The sequence below is a fragment of the Qipengyuania citrea genome (genome assembly GCF_024171405.1).
Lineage (GTDB): Bacteria > Pseudomonadota > Alphaproteobacteria > Sphingomonadales > Sphingomonadaceae > Qipengyuania > Qipengyuania profunda.
In genome coordinates this window covers 602,235-617,941 of record NZ_JALJZT010000002.1, presented here as the reverse complement: position 1 = coordinate 617,941, position 15,707 = coordinate 602,235, and the positions used below count along the sequence as shown (strand labels likewise).

Sequence of the window (15,707 nt, the reverse complement as noted above, 5' to 3'; positions counted from 1 at the left end):
CCGATGTTCACGAAAATCCTCATCGCCAATCGTGGCGAAATCGCCTGCCGCGTCATCAAGACGGCCAAGCGCATGGGTATCGCGACCGTGGCGGTCTATTCCGATGCCGATGCGCGCGCGCCCTTCGTTCGCATGGCGGACGAGGCGGTGCATATCGGCCCCGCAACCGCTTCGGAAAGCTACCTGGTGGCGGACAAGATCATTGCCGCGGCCAAGCAGACCGGGGCCGAAGCGGTGCACCCGGGCTATGGTTTCCTGTCTGAACGCTCCAGTTTCGTGGAAGCGCTGGAAGCGGAAGGCATTGCCTTCATCGGCCCGCCGGTGAACGCCATTGCCGCGATGGGCGACAAGATCGAGTCCAAGAAACTCGCGATGGAAGCGGGCGTCAACGTCGTCCCCGGCTTTGTCGGCGAGATCGAGGATACCGAGCATGCGGTGCGGATTTCCGACGAGATCGGCTATCCGGTGATGATGAAGGCCAGCGCGGGCGGCGGCGGCAAGGGCATGCGGCTCGCCTATTCCGAACAGGACGTGCGCGAAGGCTTCGAGGCGACCAAGCGTGAAGGCCTCAACAGCTTCGGCGATGACCGCGTGTTTATCGAGAAGTTTATCCTCAACCCGCGCCACATCGAGATCCAGATCCTCGGCGACAAGCACGGCAATGTGATCTATCTCAACGAGCGCGAATGCAGCATCCAGCGCCGCCATCAGAAGGTGGTCGAAGAGGCCCCGTCGCCCTTCGTGACGCCGAAGATGCGCAAGGCAATGGGCGAGCAATGCGTCGCGCTGTCGCAGGCGGTGGGCTATCACAGCGCGGGCACGGTCGAACTGATCGTCAGCGGCGCCGACAAGACCGGCGAGAGCTTCTACTTCCTCGAAATGAACACCCGTTTGCAGGTGGAGCACCCGGTGACCGAGGCGATCACCGGTGTGGACCTGGTCGAGCAGATGATCCGCGTCGCGGCAGGCGAGAAGCTGGCGATGACGCAGGACGATGTCAAAATCGACGGCTGGGCGATCGAGAACCGCGTCTATGCCGAAGATCCCTATCGCGGCTTCCTGCCGTCCACCGGGCGCCTGGTGCGCTACCAGCCGCCGGTCGAACCCTGGGCCGATGATGGGCAGGAGAACGGCCGCCGCGGCGTCGACGGCGTTCGCGTCGACGACGGCGTGTTCGAAGGCGGCGAAGTGTCGATGTTCTACGATCCGATGATCGCCAAGCTGGTCACCTGGGGCGAAACGCGCGACGAGGCGGCCGATCTGCAGATCGCGGCGCTCGATGCCTTCCGCATCGAGGGGCTGGGGCACAATGTCGATTTCCTCAGCGCGATCATGCAGCACCCGCGCTTCCGTTCGGGCGAACTGACCACCGGCTTCATCGCCGAGGAATATCCCGACGGGTTCACCGGCGCGCCCGCGTCTGACCAGCTGACGAGGGTTCTGGCCGCTGTTGGCGGGGTGGTTGCCACCGCCGATGCCGACCGTGCGCGGCGCATCGCGGGCCAGCTGTCAGACGACCTTTACGCTCCGGGCGACTGGACCGTGCGGATCGGCGAACGCGAGGAAGGATCGACGTCGCATGAGGTGCGGCTCGAAGAGAACGCGCTGACCGTCGACGGCGAACCGGTCACTATCGAGATGCAGTACACGCCGGGCGAACCGATGGTCGACGTCGCGCTGTTCGAGAACGGGGCGGACGAAGATGCCGACCCGGTCGAGGCTTATACCCTCCAGCTCAAATCCACGCGCACCGGCTACGCGGTGACCACGCGCGGCGCGACGCATCACTTGCGTATCCTGCAGACGCGGATCGCCGATCTGGCCGCGCATATGATCGAGAAGACACCGCCCGATCTGTCCAAGATGCTGATCTGCCCGATGCCCGGCCTGCTGGTAAAACTGCATGTGGGCGAGGGCGAGGAAGTCCATCCCGGCCAGCCACTCGCCACGGTCGAGGCGATGAAGATGGAAAATATCCTGCGCGCCGAAAAGCAGGCGACGGTCGGCAAGATCAACGCTGCGGAGGGCGACAGCCTGGCAGTAGACGAGGTGATTCTCGAGCTCGAATAGGCAGGCGGGACTGGCGCTTTCTCACATCAACGCGCAATTTTCGGCGCCTGATAGAGTATCGTTATTGCGAATTTGCCCAAGTTCACCGGCTTTGTTGGTAAACGCCCTGGTAAGGCTGACCGCCGCGGGGAATCCTGTGCGTTCTGAGTCGGCTCATGCTTTTATGCGGGAGGTAGCGACATGGCACGCAAGGGTACCGGGTTCTTCGACGCGAGGGGCCACTTCTTCAAATCGCCCGAGGAGGCGACGGTGAGCGATCTCGCCAGCATCCTCGGCAAGATCGGTGACGGCGAAAGCCTGGCCCCGGGCATCGCCTGCACGCTGCTCGACCGCCGCGGCGAGATCGAGCGGCTGTTTGCCGAACACGATGCGATGATGGCGGATTACCAGCCGGTCGGCGTGGGCAAGATCACCCGGCTGGCACCGCGTCTCAGCTAGCGCAGACAGGCTGAGCCTGCCGCCTCCGGCTAAGCTCAATGCGCTTGTAATTCCTCGTCGAGGAAGGCGGCGACATCGGCCAGTTCGACATCGCGTGCCAGATGCGCTTCGCCGATCGCACGCAGCAGGATGAAAGGCAGCGTGCCTGCATCCATCTTCTTGTCGTGCAGCATGTGATCGGCCAGTTGGCGGCCGTCGCACTCGAGACCCAGCGCCGAGATTTCCGCAGGCAGCCCCGCAGCATCGACCGCGCGGGTAACGCGCCGGGCATCGTCCAGCGAAAGCGCGCCGCGGCGCGCCGAATAACGCGCTGCCAGCACCATGCCGAGCGCCACGCCTTCGCCATGCAGCAAGCGGTCCGAAAAGCCGGTTTCGGCCTCCAGCGCATGACCGAATGTGTGGCCCAAATTGAGCAGCGCCCGCGCGCCGCTGGTTTCGCGCTCGTCTTCGGCCACGATCCGGGCCTTGGCTACAATGCTGGTGGCAACCGCCTGTTCGAGCGGTTGCGGTTGCAGCGCAACCACCGCTTCGCCGTGTCCTTCAAGCCATTCGAAGAACGGCCGGTCGCCCAGCACGCCGTATTTGAGCACTTCGGCATAGCCTGCACGCAATTCGCGTGCAGGGAGCGTGCCGAGCATATCGAGATCGGCCAGCACCAGCGCGGGCTGGTGGAACGCACCGATAAGGTTCTTGCCCGCGCTCGTGTTGATCGCGGTCTTCCCGCCGACCGAACTGTCGACTTGCGCCAGCAGCGTGGTCGGCAATTGCACGAAGCCGCAGCCGCGCTTGAGGATCGCGCAGGCGAACCCGGTCAGATCACCGACGACCCCGCCGCCCAGGGCAAAGACGTAGTCGCCGCGCTCGACTCCCTGGGCGAGCAGCCAGTCGGTCAGCCGGGCGAGGCTGTCCCAGCTTTTCGAGCCTTCGCCCGGCGCAACATCGTACCAGCGCGGTTCGATCCCCGCTGCGCCGAGTGACCCGGCGATTGTCTCGCCCCAATGCGCGCGCGCGTTTTCATCGGCTACGATGCAGACGTGGTGTTTGCGCAGGAACGGACGCGCCTGTCCTGCGACATCGGCCAACAGGCCGGTCCCGACGCGGACCTCATACTCGCGCCCGGCCAGTTCGACGGGAATCACAGCCATGCGTCGATCGCCTCCAGGATGCGTTGCGCGGTTTCGGTATGCGGCGCGTCGTCGGTGACCACGTGAATCTGTGCTTCCGCATAGGCGGCACCGCGCCGGTCCTTGAGCGCGGTGAGTATCTCGCGCGGGTCGCCCGAGCGCAGCAGCGGGCGATTGTCGCGGCGTGCGGTCCGCTCGACCAGCGTGTCGATATCGCAATCGAGCCATACGGCGATCGCCCGCTCGAGGATTGCGGCGCGGGTCTCGGGATCGACGAACGCGCCGCCTCCCGTGGCAATCACCCCATGCGCCTCGTCCATCAGGCGCGCGATCACGCGGCGCTCGCCATCGCGGAAATAGCTCTCGCCATGCGTATCGAAGATTTCGCTCACCGTGCGGTCGGCGGCGCGTTCGATCTCTTCATCGACATCGACGAAGTCCCTGTCGAGCATTGCTGCCAATCTTCGGCCGACGGTGGACTTGCCCACGCCCATCAGTCCCACCAGCACCACGGGACGGTCGATCCGGCGCGCGATGCCGCCGATCTCGGCAGGGGTGAGGGTCGTTGCATGGGTCATTGCCGCCGTGCCTAGAACTGGGCTAGGGCGCGAGCAAGGTATCAGCACTTGAAACGGGACGTGAAAATCTTGGCGATGAGCGGCAGAAGGATCGGAGGCCTCTTGGCGGTGCTGTTCGTTTTATTGCTCGCCGTGGCGCTGGTTGATGGCGGGGAAGAGCCGCTGCACCCGATCGAGCAGGCGGTCGAATTGCCGGAGGCAGCGCGATGAAATCGGCATGGCTTGTCGGCGGCGCGGCGCTCGCGCTCAGTTCCGCGATGGTGCTGGCGCAGGAGGCGCCCGTGGACCTGCTGCCCCCCGGCTTCGACAGTCCGGCGCCTTCGCCGACACCTACCCCGCGCGCCACGCGCACGCCCGCGCCGGCGGCACCTGAGCAGCCCGCTGCACAGCAGGCAACCGAGAGCCAGGCGGGCGAGATCGTCCAGCCGCTGCCGACGCAGTCCGCGGCGCCGCGTGCCGATCTCGATCTGTCCAATCTGCCTACGCTCGAAGAGCTGGAGGCGATGTCGACCGACGATCTCGACGAATTGCTCGGGCTGAAGCCGAAGTTCGATATCCCGCCTGCAGCCCGGCGGTCGATGGAGCGGGTGGGTGTGATGGATGCAAGCGAGGGCGGCCTGCCCGCAGGCTCGCTGGCGCGCCAGCCCGCGGCGCTGGTCCGCGCGGTGCTCGCGGGCATGCAGCAGCCGATGGTTTCGCGCTGGGGCCATATCCTGCTGCGCCGCGCGCTGGCCAGCAGGCTGGCGGCGCCCGAAGGCATGGACCCGGTCGAATTCGCGGCCCTTCGCGCGCAAGTGCTCAATACGATGGGCGAACACAGTGTCGCCCGCGCATTGGTGCAGGATGTCGACACCGCGAATTACTCGCCCGCGCTGACCGATGCCGCGGTTGCCGCCTATATCGGCACCGCTGATATAGTCGGTGCCTGCCCGGCCGTGCGCCTGGTCGAAACCGGGCGCGACGATCAGGAATGGCAGATGCTGGCGGGGATTTGCAACGCCTACGCCGGCGAGGCGACCCGCGCGCAGAACGATCTGCGCCGCCTGCTCACCCGCACCGAAGACGACCGGATCGACGTATTGCTCGCGCAGCGCCTTGCCGGTTCGGCCGGGCGCGGGCGACGTGCGGTGACGATCGAATGGGACGGTACGGGCGCGATCACTCCGTGGCGCTTTGCCCTCGCCAATGCGCTGGGCGAACCGATCCCCGAAGGGTTGCTGGACGATGCAGCCCCCGAACTGGTGCGCACCGCAGCGCTGACCCCCGCACTCGCGCCGGCCCAGCGCGCACGCGGTGCGGAGATCGCGGGGGCGAGCGGCATCCTATCGGCCTCGGCGATGGTGGATCTCTACAGCCAGCTCTATGCCGAAGAAGGCGCCGAGGGCGATGCTGCGCTGACCGCCTCGCGCCTGCGCGAAGCCTATGTCGGGACTGACCCGATGCGGCGGCTGGCGGCAATCCGCGATATCTGGTCGGGCGGCGGCGATTATTCGTATGGTCGCATGGTCCTGACCGCCTACGCGGCGGCGCGCCTCCCGGTCGATGCCGATCTTGGTGACGACACGGGCGCCCTGATTGCGTCGATGCTGACCGCGGGCCTCGATGGCGATGCCATGCGCTGGTCGGGTACGGTGGATGCGGGCGGCGAGGCATGGGCCTTGCTGGCACTGGCCGATCCCCGCCGCACGGTGGGCGTCACTGACGGTGAATTGGACAGTTTCGTCGACGATGACGGGTCCGCGGGCCAGCGCCGTTCGCGGCTGCTGCTTGCCGGTCTGGCCGGGCTCGAGCGGATCGGCAGCGGCGAGATCGCCGAGTATAGCGGGCGGCTGGGCCTGGATTTTTCCGCGCAGACCCGCTGGACGCGGATGATCGATCGCGCGGCCGAAGTCGACAATCCCGCGCTGGTTGCAATGCTCGCCGGACTCGGCATGCAAGGATCGAGCTGGGACCGCATGACCGCCCGCCACCTTTATCACATCGTTTCGGCACTGCGCCGCGTGGGTCTCGAAGCCGAAGCCCGGATGATCGCCGCGGAGGCGGTCGCGCGCGCCTGACGTGAGCGCGATCGCCGATTTCCTCGCCATGCTCGCGGCAGAGCGGGGAGCGGCGAGAAACACGATCCTTGCCTATGGCAGAGACCTCGAACAGGCAGACGAACTGGTCGGGGGAAACCTCGAGCAGGCCAGTCCGGCGCAATTGGCGCGGCTCGGCCAAGGCTGGTCGTCGCTCGCTCCGTCGACACTCGCGCGCAAGATCTCGGCGCTGCGGCAATTCTTCGGCTTCGTGATCGACGAAGGGCTGCGCGAAGACGATCCCACACATGCGCTGCCACGCCCGGCAACCCGCCGCCCGCTACCGCGAATCCTCTCCCATGCCGAAGTGGAAGCGCTGTTCGCCGCCGCCGAAGAGGCGGCGACTGCCGATTCGCCCGCCGCCGTGCGCATGCTCACCTTTCTCGAATTGCTCTACGGATCGGGTTTGCGCGCCACCGAACTGGTCGCGCTGCCGCTATCGGCGGTCCCGCGCGACGCGCCCTTTCTGACGGTGATCGGCAAGGGCGGGCAAGCGCGCATGGTCCCCGTCAGCCAGCGCGCAAGTGCCGCGCTGCAGCGGTGGCTGCCCTTGCGCGATAGCGATTCCCCCTGGCTGTTTCCCTCGCGCACCGGGCATCTGTCGCGTGTGCGGTTGTTCCAGCTGCTTCGCGAACTGGCGGTGCGCGCCGATCTGCCACCCGAAAAGCTCAGCCCGCATGTCCTGCGCCATGCCTTTGCGACGCATTTGCTGGAGGGCGGGGCGGATTTACGCGCCTTGCAGACATTGCTCGGCCATGCGGATATCTCGACTACCCAGATCTACACCCATGTCGATGCCGCACGGTTGGTGAAACTGGTCAACGAGCGGCACCCGCTTGCGCAGCAGCGCGCTTCGGACTAGCGCCACCGCATGATTTCCTATCTCGAATTCGAGAAGCCGGTCGCCGAGCTTGAACAGCGCATTGCCGAACTGCGCAATGCAGCCGAGGGCGACGACGTCGACATCTCCACCGAGCTGCAGCGGCTCGAGACAAAGAGCGCTGCGCTGCTTGCCAGCACGTATGAGGCGCTCACCCCGTGGCAGAAGACGCAGGTCGCCCGGCATCCCTCGCGCCCGCATTTCCGCGACTATATCGAGCATGCGTTCGACGAGTTCGTCCCGCTTGGCGGCGATCGCTGTTATGGCGATGACGAGGCGATCCTCGGCGGATTTGCCAAGCTCGACGGCCGCAAGGTGGTGGTCATCGGGCACGAGAAGGGCAACGATACCGCCAGCCGCATTCGGCACAATTTCGGCATGGGCAAGCCCGAGGGCTATCGCAAGGCTATCCGCCTGATGGAACTGGCGGGGCGTTTTGGCCTCCCGGTGGTCACGCTGGTCGATACTTCGGGCGCCTTCCCCGGCGTCGAAGCCGAAGAGCGCGGCCAGGCGGAAGCGATCGCGCGTTCGACCGAGGCCTGCCTCGCACTGCCTGTCCCGATGGTTGCAGCCATCGTGGGCGAGGGCGGATCGGGCGGCGCGGTGGCGCTGGCCAGCGCCGAGCGCGTGCTGATGATGGAGCACGCGGTCTATTCGGTCATCTCGCCCGAGGGCTGTGCATCGATTCTCTGGCGGACCGCGGAAAAGGCGCCCGATGCGGCAGAGGCGATGAAGGTCACCGCGCAGGATCTGGCCAGCCTCGGCGTGATCGATCGCATCGTGCCCGAACCAGTCGGCGGCGCCCATCGCGATCCGCGATTGGCGGTAAGCACGCTGGGAAGCGCGATCGCCGAAGAGCTCGACAAGCTTGGCCGTTATGCGCCGCACGAACTCAAACGCTTGCGGGAAGAGCGTTTCCTGACGCTGGCGGGCTGACCCCCAACCGCCAAGGCGGGAACAAACTTCCCCCCGTTCAGGTTTTCCCTTTTGTATGAAACACCGCCGCGCGGGTCGCTTCAAGTGGGCCCGCGCGCGTTTGCCAATCGGGGAGACCTTTTATGTCGCGCATCAGATTTACCGCCGCCACCTCCGTCACCGCTTTGTCGCTGGCGCTGGCCGGCTGCATGGGCGGGGGCGACATTCCGAGCGCATCCACCCCGATTACGCAAAGCGAAGCACAGATGGGCGCCGAAGCGCATCCGCAGCTTCTTGCCGAATTCGGCGGCGCGATGAGCGGCAGCCATGCGCAATATGTCGAGCAGGTGGGCAAGAACATTGCGGTCCAGTCCGGGCTTGGCAATGCGCGCGAATCCTTCACGGTTTCGCTGCTCAACAGCCCGGTGAACAACGCTTTCGCGATCCCTGGTGGATATATCTACACGACGCGCCAGCTGGTCGCGCTGATGAACAATGAAGCCGAACTGGCCGGCGTGCTCGGGCACGAGGTCGGCCATGTCGCCGCGCGTCATTCGCAGCGCCGCCAAGCGGCCTCGCAGCGCAATACGCTGCTTGGCGCAGCAGGTGCCATCCTGTCGGGCATCCTGCTCGGTAATAGCGGGATTGGGCAGCAGATCGGCCAGGCCGCATTGCAGGGTTCGCAATTGCTGACGCTGAAATTCTCGCGTTCGCAGGAACTGGAAGCCGACGAACTTGGCATCCGCTATCTCAACCAGGCGGGCTATGATCCGCGCGCGATGGCAACCGTCCTGCAGAGCCTGGCGATGCAGAACGCGCTCGATGCCCGGGTCCAGGGCCGCGACAATGCCAGCATTCCCGAATGGGCTTCGACCCACCCCGACCCGGCCAGCCGCGTCCAGAGCGCCATGACGACCGCGCAAGCCGCGGGCGTCGGTGGCGGAATCACCAATCGCGACACCTTCCTCACCCGGATCGACGGGCTGACCTATGGCGACGACCCGGCGCAGGGCGTGGTCGAAGGCCGTCAGTTCATCCATCCCGAACTGCGGCTCGCCTTCACCGCGCCGCAGGGCTTCTATATGGTCAATGGCACGCGCGCCGTGTCGATCAACGGCCAGAGCGGGCAGGCGCAGTTCACGCTCGCCCCGTACAGCAACAATCTCGACAGCTACGTCACCAGCGTCTTCGCCGGAGTGAGCGAGCAGCAGCAGATCCGCCCGCAATCGATCCAGAAGACGACCGTCAACGGACTGCCGGTCGCTTACGGAACCGCGCGGGTAAATTCGGGCAATGGGCAGGTCGATGTGACGGTGTTCGCGTATGAATTTTCGAACAGTGTCGCCTATCACTTCCTCGCCATCACACCGGCGGGCCAGGCATCGACGTTCAACCAGATGTTCAGTTCGATGCGGCGGATCGATGCGCAGACCGCGGCCAATATCATCCCGCGCGTGATCGATGTGGTTACTGTGCGGAGCGGCGATACGGTCAATTCGCTGGCGAGCCGGATGGCCTATAGCGACAATCAGGTAGAGCGCTTCCGCGTGCTCAACGGGTTGACGTCGAATGAAGGTGTCAACGCGGGGCAGAAGGTGAAGATCGTCGTCCGCGGGCGCTAATTCGTCACGTCGACGCAGGACAAAAGAAAAGGGCGGCGGGATGAACCCGCCGCCCTCTCTTTATCGATCGCGTCGAACTTAGTTTTCGGCGCTCAGCGTGGTCGAGACCTTGTTGAAGGTCGTGCTGAGTTCGTCACCCAGGCTCTGCATTGCGGTGATCGCAGCAACGGCGATCAGGGCAGCGATAAGGCCGTATTCGATAGCGGTTGCGCCTTCTTCATTGCGGCGCAGCTTACGGAAAAACTTCATGTGTCGTCTCCTGGTTCAGTCTTCGTACCCGGTCCGTCCCGAAAATCCGGTTCGAACATTTTCGGTTTTGCATCGAAGTGGTTGAAAAAATCCTAACACTCCGAGCATCCCATTTTCCCCGTCAGCCGCTCGTGACCGCGACAACCGCGGCTTCAATGCTCGTCCACATGGCCGTAGCCGTAGTGCCGAAGGCCTGAATCCCGCCAATCATGGCAAGAAAGATCAGTGCGAGGATCAGCCCGTATTCGACGGCAGTGGCTCCGCGTGTGTCGCGTCCCAGATTGCGCAGGAATTCGACCATGTTCGTTGCCCCATTCGTCACTTGCCTAAGCTGACAATCGGTGAGTACGGCTGATCGGGTTAAGAAAGGGTTGAGGGCGGCGAAGGTTTTGGAAAATATTCCGACATGGACCTGTGTGGTGGCCCTGGCGCTCAGCGACGGGAAGGGCCGCTGGCTGATGCACAGGCGGCCCGCGCACAAGCACCATGGCGGGCTGTGGGAATTCCCCGGCGGCAAGGTAGAAAGCGGGGAAAAACCGCGGGATGCGCTGGTCCGGGAGATCGATGAGGAGCTTGGATTGGCGCTTGCGCCGGAGCAGGTTTCGCCGGTCGCCTTCGCCGAAGAAGCGCTTGGAGAAGCGCGTCCGCCGATTGTCATAATGCTTTACAGGTCGGTGTGGGACGGCAGTCCGGTGGAGGCCCGCGAAGGGGGCGAAATCGCATGGTTTGCGCCGCGCGAGATCGAGTCGCTCGACAAACCGCCGCTCGATATCGAGCTCATGCGGCACTTGTTTGCAAAACCTTGAATTAGGGATTGCCAAGCTGGGGGCACCTGCCTATGTGCCGCCCTCCAAGCGCGCCCGTAGCTCAGCTGGATAGAGCACCAGACTACGAATCTGGGGGCCGGAGGTTCGAATCCTTCCGGGCGCGCCACAAGAGGCCATCTCTCGCAAGAGGGGTGGCCTCTTGTGGTTCTGGCTTAGCGAAATCCGCCCTTTGAGAGTTGAGGGCGGCCAGAGCCATGCTACCGCGGCGGCCGGTCCTTCCGGGTGCGGCGCTAGTCCGCCTGGTCCTCGAGCCAGTGCATATCGTCATCGCTGAAGCCGAAGTGGTGGCCGGCTTCATGGACCACCACGTGGCGAACGAGGTCATCCATGCGCACGCCGGTCTCGCGCCATTCGGCAATCAGCGGTTCGCGGAACAACCAGATACGCGGTGGCAGGCGCCCGCTTTCCCAGATCGACCGTTCGGGCAGGGGCTCACCCTCATAGAGGCCGGATAGGTGCCAGCGTTCCTCCATGCCGACCGAAGCTAGCTGCTCGGGAGTGGCAAAGTCTTCCACCTGCAGGACGATATCGCCCAGCTGCTCGCGGAACTGCGCGGGCAGGGCGGCGAGTGCGGCTTGCGCCATCATCTGCATCTGCGGTTTCGACGGGGCCTGGCGATCGTGCATGGCCATGGAGATGGGACCGCGCGCCGGCCGGCACAAGACTGGAACCGCGCCGCCGGTAGCCGGTTCATTGGTGAAAGGAGATCATTTTCCATGACCGACGCCTCAGAAATCTTCGCGCGCCTCAAGCAGGATCACGACCAGCATCGCGAGCTGCTCGACAAATTGCTCGAGACGAGCGGCGACAGCAGCGAACGCGTGACGCTGTTCGAAGAGCTCACCAAGGAGCTCAAGTCGCACGCCGCGGCTGAGGAGCAGGCGCTCTATTCGACCATGCTGCGCAAACCGCCGACCACCGGCGAGACACGCCACTCGGTCGCCGAGCACCACGAGATCGAGGAAGCGCTCAACGATCTGGCGGCTACCGATATGTCCGAAGGTGGCTGGCTGACGAAGTTCAAGAATTTCGACCACCAGTACCGCCATCATATCAACGAGGAAGAGGAAGACCATTTCCCCGACTTCGAGCAATATCTCGACGATGACGACATGAAGCACATGGAAAAGGTGTTCGAGCGCCGCAAGCGCGAGGAAATGGCCGAGGCCGAGGTCACGCCCGAGAAAAAGGAAGACGCCAAGGAATAGCGCTGGCAGGGGGCGGGAGGTGAGCAAAGCGGGCACAAGCGACCCGAGCCGGGTTTCCGGGCTCGAACCTTCGGTCGAACCGGGGGTGTGGCGCTATGCCAAGGCTACGCGCGCCAGCGTTATCGTCGACGCAGCCGACTATTTCGCCCTCGTACAGGAAGCGATGCTCAAATCGCGCCGGCGTATCCTGCTGATCGGCTGGGACTTCGATACGCGGATCCATCTCGAACGCGGGCGTCGCTGGTGGCAGCGCGGGTGGAAGCGCGGCTATCCCTCGCGCCTGGGCAGTTTTATCGCCTGGCTCGCCCGGCACCGCAAACAGCTGGATATCCGTATCCTGAAATGGAGCGTCGGTGCGCTTTCCACTATCGGGCGTGCCTCGATGTGGTGGGATCTCGCGCGGTGGATCCGGCATTCGCGGATCACTTTCAAATTCGACACCGCCCATCCGGTCGGCTGCACCCACCACCAGAAGATCGCGGTGCTCGACAACCAGGTCGCCGTGTGCGGCGGGATCGACATGACCGACCAGCGCTGGGACACGCGCGAACACAAGGAAGACGATCCGCGGCGCAAGACGCCGCATGGGCGGCCCTATAAGCCGTGGCACGATGCCGCGATGATGATGGAAGGCGAAATCGCCGTCGCCCTCGCACAATTGGGGGACGACCGCTGGACCTGCGCTGGCGGCGATGAACTTCCCGATGTGCCCGAAAGCCCCGGTACGCCCTGGCCCGATGCGCTGGAGGCGCAATTCGAGAATGTCGAAATCGGCATCGCCCGCACCCGCGCCTCCTATCGTGACTGGGATGCGGTCGACGAGATCGAGCAACTCTATCTCAAGCAGATCGGAGCGGCCAAACGCTTCATCTACGCCGAAAGCCAGTATTTCGCCTCGCGCGCGATTGCCGAGGCGATCATCGCCCGCCTGCAGGAAGACGAACCGCCCGAGATCGTCATCGTCCATCCCTGCCATGCCGACGGCTGGCTGGAGCAGCAGGCGATGGACCACGCGCGCGCCGAACTGGTGCGCGCGATAGAAGAGGCGGACAAGCACCGCCGGTTCTCGCTGTGGTCACCATTCTCCGGCGAGACCCCGATCTATGTCCACGCCAAGATCATGATCATCGACGACGATATCCTGCGGATCGGCTCGGCCAATCTCAACAATCGCTCGATGGGGCTCGACAGCGAATGCGACGTGTTCATCGATGCCACGCGTGCGGGCAACGATCACGCGCGTGCCGGCATAGCCGACCTGCGGCGATCGCTGCTTGGCGAGCATTGCGGGATCGACGAAGGGGAGGTCGGCCAGCTGCTGTCGCGCTACGGGTCGATGGCCCGTTTGATCGACCATTCGCAGGAAGACGGCGGGCGCAATCTGCGGCGTTACCACCCGCCCGAACTCAATGGAGTCGAGCAGACCCTGGCCGAAAGCGCGCTGCTCGATCCCGAGCACCCGGAAGAGATGTTCGAGCCATTTGCAAAGGGCGGCCTTTTCCGCAAAGGCAGCAGGCTCGCGCGGTTTCGCGAAAAGTTCAGGAGGATCAAGGGAACGTGAGCAGCCTAGTTGGACCCGACGAGGACGATCCCCGCGGCAAGCTGCCGGTGCCCGACCATGTCCAGGATGCCATTCGCACTCTGATCGAATGGACCGGCGATGATCCATCGCGTGAAGGCCTGCTCGATACCCCCGCCCGCGTGGCGCGCGCGTGGAAGGAATATTGCCTCGGTTACGAGGAAGACCCCGCCTACCATCTCGGCCGCGTCTTCGAGGAAGTCGGCGGCTATAACGAGATCGTCCTGCTGAAGGACATCCCGTTCCAGTCGCATTGCGAGCATCACATGGCGCCGATCATCGGCAAGGCGGCGATCGCTTACCTGCCCCATGACCGGGTTGTGGGCATTTCCAAGCTGGCCCGGGTGCTGCACGGTTTCGCGCGGCGCCTGCAGGTTCAGGAACGCTTGACCGCGGAAGTCGCCGATTGCATCTGGGAGAACCTTCAGCCGCAGGGTGTCGCCGTGGTTATCGAGGCGTCGCATAGTTGCATGACCGCCCGCGGGGTCAAAACCCCCGGTGTCGGCATGGTCACCAGCCGCATGATGGGTACGTTCCTCGACGACCACCGCAGCCGCGAGGAAGTGCTCCGGCTCATGGGGTACGGCTGACCAGGTTTCCCCGAGTGCCGGTTCAACGGCACCGAAGGCATACTCAAGCTGTCACGCCACGCCGACCCCGCCGATCCTGTGAACCAGCGCCTCGGTATAGAGCCGCGGCGGGTCCGACGATTGCAGATAGCTGCACATGGCCTCCATCGCATTGTCGGTCAGCCTCAGCTGGACATTGCGCGAATTCGCGCAGGGCTTGGTCCGGACGAGGTACCCCTCGTTCTCCATGACCGAGATGGCGCGTAGCGCGGTGGTCGGTGGAACGTGCGCCGCGTAGCTGGCCTTGGTGATCGATACCGGGTGGTCGTTCGCCGTGCGTTCGAACAGATGGAGCAGCAGGTCCCACATCGGTTCGCCGAGGAATTTCTGGGGCAGGATTTTTTCGCGCCTGCGTCGCAGCGAGAACATCGCTTGGGCGACCGGGACCAATTCGACCGGTGATACTTTCGGAGCGGAAGCCCGTTTGATTGGGCGGGCAGCGGAGCCAAGGTCTTTTTCCAGCGTATCGGCAAGTTCGTTCAGCTGCGTGGCCTGCTGTCGGAGAACTGCGACATAATCTCTTGTTTTTTCTATCATAGGCATTGAGTCGTGCCTCAACCTGCCCAGTCGCGAGGGGGCCCGCTTGCAGGGAGCTGAGGGTACCGATCGGGTTCCTTGATGGGGGGTCGATCGGGACAGGCTTCAGGGTATTTTGGCCCGTGTCTTGTATATTTTGGTCAGGCGGGAGGGCGGCCTTCGCACGGGACTCACGAAAACGCCCCACCCGGCGCAGGGCCGGGCGGGGCGGTCATACGGTAACGGCGCAGGCCGAAACAGGTCTACATCTGGCCGAGCATGTGCTCCGCGCTCGAGACCGAGAAATCGCCGGGTGCCTCGACATTGAGCTGCGTGACCACGCCGTCTTCGACAACCATCGAATAGCGCTGGCCGCGCTTGCCGAGACCGAAACCCGAACCGTCCATCGTCAGACCCACGGCTTCGGCGAAATCGCCATTGCCATCGGCCAGCATGGTGATGTCGTCCGATCCGGCCGAGCTCTTCCACGCGCCCATGACGAAGGCGTCGTTGACCGCCGTGGCGACGATCTCGTCGACGCCCTTGCTCTTCAAGTCGTCGGCCTTTTCGACATAGCCGGGCAGATGGCGCGCCGAACACGTCGGAGTGAAGGCACCGGGCACCGAAAACAGCGCGACCTTCTTGCCCTTGAAATATTCGCTCGAGCTGACCTGTTCGGGGCCATTCTCGGTCGCCTTGACCAGCTTCACATCAGGCAGCTTGTCGCCCACCGAAATCGTCATGTTGGAAACTCCGTTAATGTCGTCCGGCGCATGGGTAGGCGGGCGCGAAGGCCCGCGCAACCTTCCTCGACGGGCGCGGCATCGCGGAACCGCCGTGCAAGCGTTAAGACCTCTTTACCGCGCCGCTTTAAGTTACTGTAATCCCTTTATCCTATCCCATGAAATGCGAGATTGCAGCGATGAAACGGCTCGCTGCTGCGCCGCGCAACGGGGGACGGTTCGCGGCGCGCCGGGGCCCCTTCGGGTTCGCAACG

The 15,707-nt window shown here is 64.4% G+C and carries 18 protein-coding genes and 1 tRNA gene; 12 read left to right on the top strand and 7 right to left on the bottom strand.

The genetic code is table 11. The features are described 5' to 3' along the window. Window positions 1-3 precede the first annotated feature (3 nt). On the top strand, window positions 4-2,070 hold the full coding sequence (locus J2S32_RS03855) for an acetyl-CoA carboxylase biotin carboxylase subunit (RefSeq protein WP_253516531.1): 2,067 nt from the start codon (window positions 4-6) through the stop codon (window positions 2,068-2,070). Between the two features lie 180 nt (window positions 2,071-2,250). Next, window positions 2,251-2,508, top strand: coding sequence for a hypothetical protein (locus tag J2S32_RS03850; protein WP_253516528.1), 258 nt, complete (start codon window positions 2,251-2,253; stop codon window positions 2,506-2,508). Between the two features lie 35 nt (window positions 2,509-2,543). On the opposite strand, the gene aroB is transcribed toward J2S32_RS03850, so the two are convergent. Beyond that, window positions 2,544-3,653 (bottom strand): 3-dehydroquinate synthase, encoded by a 1,110-nt coding sequence (aroB, locus tag J2S32_RS03845; protein ID WP_253516524.1) that lies wholly within the window; start codon window positions 3,651-3,653, stop codon window positions 2,544-2,546. Continuing rightward, complete coding sequence (locus tag J2S32_RS03840) at window positions 3,644-4,210, bottom strand: shikimate kinase (protein ID WP_253516513.1); 567 nt, start codon at window positions 4,208-4,210, stop codon at window positions 3,644-3,646. Before J2S32_RS03840 ends, aroB begins: the two co-directional genes overlap by 10 nt. A 48-nt stretch (window positions 4,211-4,258) precedes the next feature. Here J2S32_RS03840 and J2S32_RS03835 point away from each other — a divergent pair, with 48 nt between their 5' ends. The 5 genes from J2S32_RS03835 (at window position 4,259) to J2S32_RS03815 (ending at window position 9,702) form a co-directional block, all read left to right on the top strand. After that, window positions 4,259-4,420, top strand: coding sequence for a hypothetical protein (locus J2S32_RS03835; RefSeq protein ID WP_253516511.1), 162 nt, complete (start codon window positions 4,259-4,261; stop codon window positions 4,418-4,420). Continuing rightward, entirely contained in the window at window positions 4,417-6,267 is a 1,851-nt protein-coding gene (locus J2S32_RS03830) for a hypothetical protein (RefSeq protein WP_253516509.1), read from the top strand. Before J2S32_RS03835 ends, J2S32_RS03830 begins: the two co-directional genes overlap by 4 nt. A 1-nt stretch (window position 6,268) precedes the next feature. After that, window positions 6,269-7,147, top strand: coding sequence for a tyrosine recombinase (locus tag J2S32_RS03825; protein WP_367398969.1), 879 nt, complete (start codon window positions 6,269-6,271; stop codon window positions 7,145-7,147). Window positions 7,148-7,156: 9 nt separating this feature from the next. Next, complete coding sequence (locus tag J2S32_RS03820; protein ID WP_253516507.1) at window positions 7,157-8,101, top strand: acetyl-CoA carboxylase carboxyltransferase subunit alpha; 945 nt, start codon at window positions 7,157-7,159, stop codon at window positions 8,099-8,101. A gap of 122 nt (window positions 8,102-8,223) precedes the next feature. Then, a complete protein-coding gene (locus J2S32_RS03815; protein WP_253516505.1) occupies window positions 8,224-9,702 on the top strand; it encodes a M48 family metalloprotease in 1,479 nt (492 codons plus the stop codon). A gap of 78 nt (window positions 9,703-9,780) precedes the next feature. Here the strand turns inward: J2S32_RS03815 and J2S32_RS03810 are convergent, their stop codons facing one another. Together J2S32_RS03810 and J2S32_RS03805 are read right to left on the bottom strand one after the other, a co-directional pair. Continuing rightward, window positions 9,781-9,951 carry a Flp family type IVb pilin gene (locus J2S32_RS03810; protein WP_253516502.1) on the bottom strand — a complete coding sequence of 57 codons (171 nt, stop codon included), beginning with the start codon at window positions 9,949-9,951 and terminating at the stop codon, window positions 9,781-9,783. A 121-nt stretch (window positions 9,952-10,072) separates the two neighbouring features. Next, a complete protein-coding gene (locus J2S32_RS03805; RefSeq protein WP_253516499.1) occupies window positions 10,073-10,252 on the bottom strand; it encodes a Flp family type IVb pilin in 180 nt (59 codons plus the stop codon). A 40-nt stretch (window positions 10,253-10,292) separates the two neighbouring features. Between J2S32_RS03805 and J2S32_RS03800 the strand changes: the two genes are divergently transcribed. Together J2S32_RS03800 and J2S32_RS03795 are read left to right on the top strand one after the other, a co-directional pair. Further along, window positions 10,293-10,757 (top strand): (deoxy)nucleoside triphosphate pyrophosphohydrolase, encoded by a 465-nt coding sequence (locus J2S32_RS03800; protein ID WP_367398968.1) that lies wholly within the window; start codon window positions 10,293-10,295, stop codon window positions 10,755-10,757. A 50-nt stretch (window positions 10,758-10,807) separates the two neighbouring features. Continuing rightward, window positions 10,808-10,884: transfer RNA gene (locus J2S32_RS03795), tRNA-Arg, on the top strand. Between the two features lie 124 nt (window positions 10,885-11,008). Here the strand turns inward: J2S32_RS03795 and J2S32_RS03790 are convergent. After that, window positions 11,009-11,404, bottom strand: a complete 396-nt coding sequence (locus J2S32_RS03790) for a metallopeptidase family protein (protein ID WP_253516488.1) — start codon at window positions 11,402-11,404, stop codon at window positions 11,009-11,011. 90 nt (window positions 11,405-11,494) lie between these two features. On the opposite strand from J2S32_RS03790, the gene J2S32_RS03785 reads away from it, so the two are divergent. From J2S32_RS03785 to folE, 3 genes are read left to right on the top strand one after another with little or no spacing between them, the layout of a single operon-like run. Continuing rightward, window positions 11,495-11,986 (top strand): hemerythrin domain-containing protein, encoded by a 492-nt coding sequence (locus J2S32_RS03785; protein WP_253516487.1) that lies wholly within the window; start codon window positions 11,495-11,497, stop codon window positions 11,984-11,986. 19 nt (window positions 11,987-12,005) lie between these two features. Then, entirely contained in the window at window positions 12,006-13,547 is a 1,542-nt protein-coding gene (locus J2S32_RS03780) for a phospholipase D-like domain-containing protein (RefSeq protein ID WP_253516484.1), read from the top strand. Beyond that, window positions 13,544-14,155: a GTP cyclohydrolase I FolE gene (folE, locus tag J2S32_RS03775; RefSeq protein ID WP_253516481.1), complete on the top strand. Its 612-nt coding sequence runs from the start codon at window positions 13,544-13,546 to the stop codon at window positions 14,153-14,155. Before J2S32_RS03780 ends, folE begins: the two co-directional genes overlap by 4 nt. A gap of 51 nt (window positions 14,156-14,206) precedes the next feature. On the opposite strand, the gene J2S32_RS03770 is transcribed toward folE, so the two are convergent. Further along, window positions 14,207-14,563: a hypothetical protein gene (locus tag J2S32_RS03770; protein ID WP_253516478.1), complete on the bottom strand. Its 357-nt coding sequence runs from the start codon at window positions 14,561-14,563 to the stop codon at window positions 14,207-14,209. Between the two features lie 410 nt (window positions 14,564-14,973). After that, complete coding sequence (locus J2S32_RS03765) at window positions 14,974-15,453, bottom strand: peroxiredoxin (RefSeq protein ID WP_253516475.1); 480 nt, start codon at window positions 15,451-15,453, stop codon at window positions 14,974-14,976. Between the last annotated feature and the right edge of the window lie 254 nt (window positions 15,454-15,707).

Excerpts from the sequence above, each read along its gene's own strand:
- J2S32_RS03855 (WP_253516531.1), top strand. The coding sequence starts at position 4 with ATGTTCACGAAAATCCTCATCGCCAATCGTGGCGAAATCGCCTGCCGC.
- J2S32_RS03850 (WP_253516528.1), top strand. The coding sequence starts at position 2,251 with ATGGCACGCAAGGGTACCGGGTTCTTCGACGCGAGGGGCCACTTCTTC.
- aroB (WP_253516524.1), bottom strand. The coding sequence starts at position 3,653 with ATGGCTGTGATTCCCGTCGAACTGGCCGGGCGCGAGTATGAGGTCCGC.
- J2S32_RS03840 (WP_253516513.1), bottom strand. The coding sequence starts at position 4,210 with ATGACCCATGCAACGACCCTCACCCCTGCCGAGATCGGCGGCATCGCG.
- J2S32_RS03830 (WP_253516509.1), top strand. The coding sequence starts at position 4,417 with ATGAAATCGGCATGGCTTGTCGGCGGCGCGGCGCTCGCGCTCAGTTCC.
- J2S32_RS03820 (WP_253516507.1), top strand. The coding sequence starts at position 7,157 with ATGATTTCCTATCTCGAATTCGAGAAGCCGGTCGCCGAGCTTGAACAG.
- J2S32_RS03815 (WP_253516505.1), top strand. The coding sequence starts at position 8,224 with ATGTCGCGCATCAGATTTACCGCCGCCACCTCCGTCACCGCTTTGTCG.
- J2S32_RS03810 (WP_253516502.1), bottom strand. The coding sequence starts at position 9,951 with ATGAAGTTTTTCCGTAAGCTGCGCCGCAATGAAGAAGGCGCAACCGCT.
- J2S32_RS03805 (WP_253516499.1), bottom strand. The coding sequence starts at position 10,252 with ATGGTCGAATTCCTGCGCAATCTGGGACGCGACACACGCGGAGCCACT.
- J2S32_RS03790 (WP_253516488.1), bottom strand. The coding sequence starts at position 11,404 with ATGCACGATCGCCAGGCCCCGTCGAAACCGCAGATGCAGATGATGGCG.
- J2S32_RS03785 (WP_253516487.1), top strand. The coding sequence starts at position 11,495 with ATGACCGACGCCTCAGAAATCTTCGCGCGCCTCAAGCAGGATCACGAC.
- J2S32_RS03770 (WP_253516478.1), bottom strand. The coding sequence starts at position 14,563 with ATGTTCTCGCTGCGACGCAGGCGCGAAAAAATCCTGCCCCAGAAATTC.
- J2S32_RS03765 (WP_253516475.1), bottom strand. The coding sequence starts at position 15,453 with ATGACGATTTCGGTGGGCGACAAGCTGCCTGATGTGAAGCTGGTCAAG.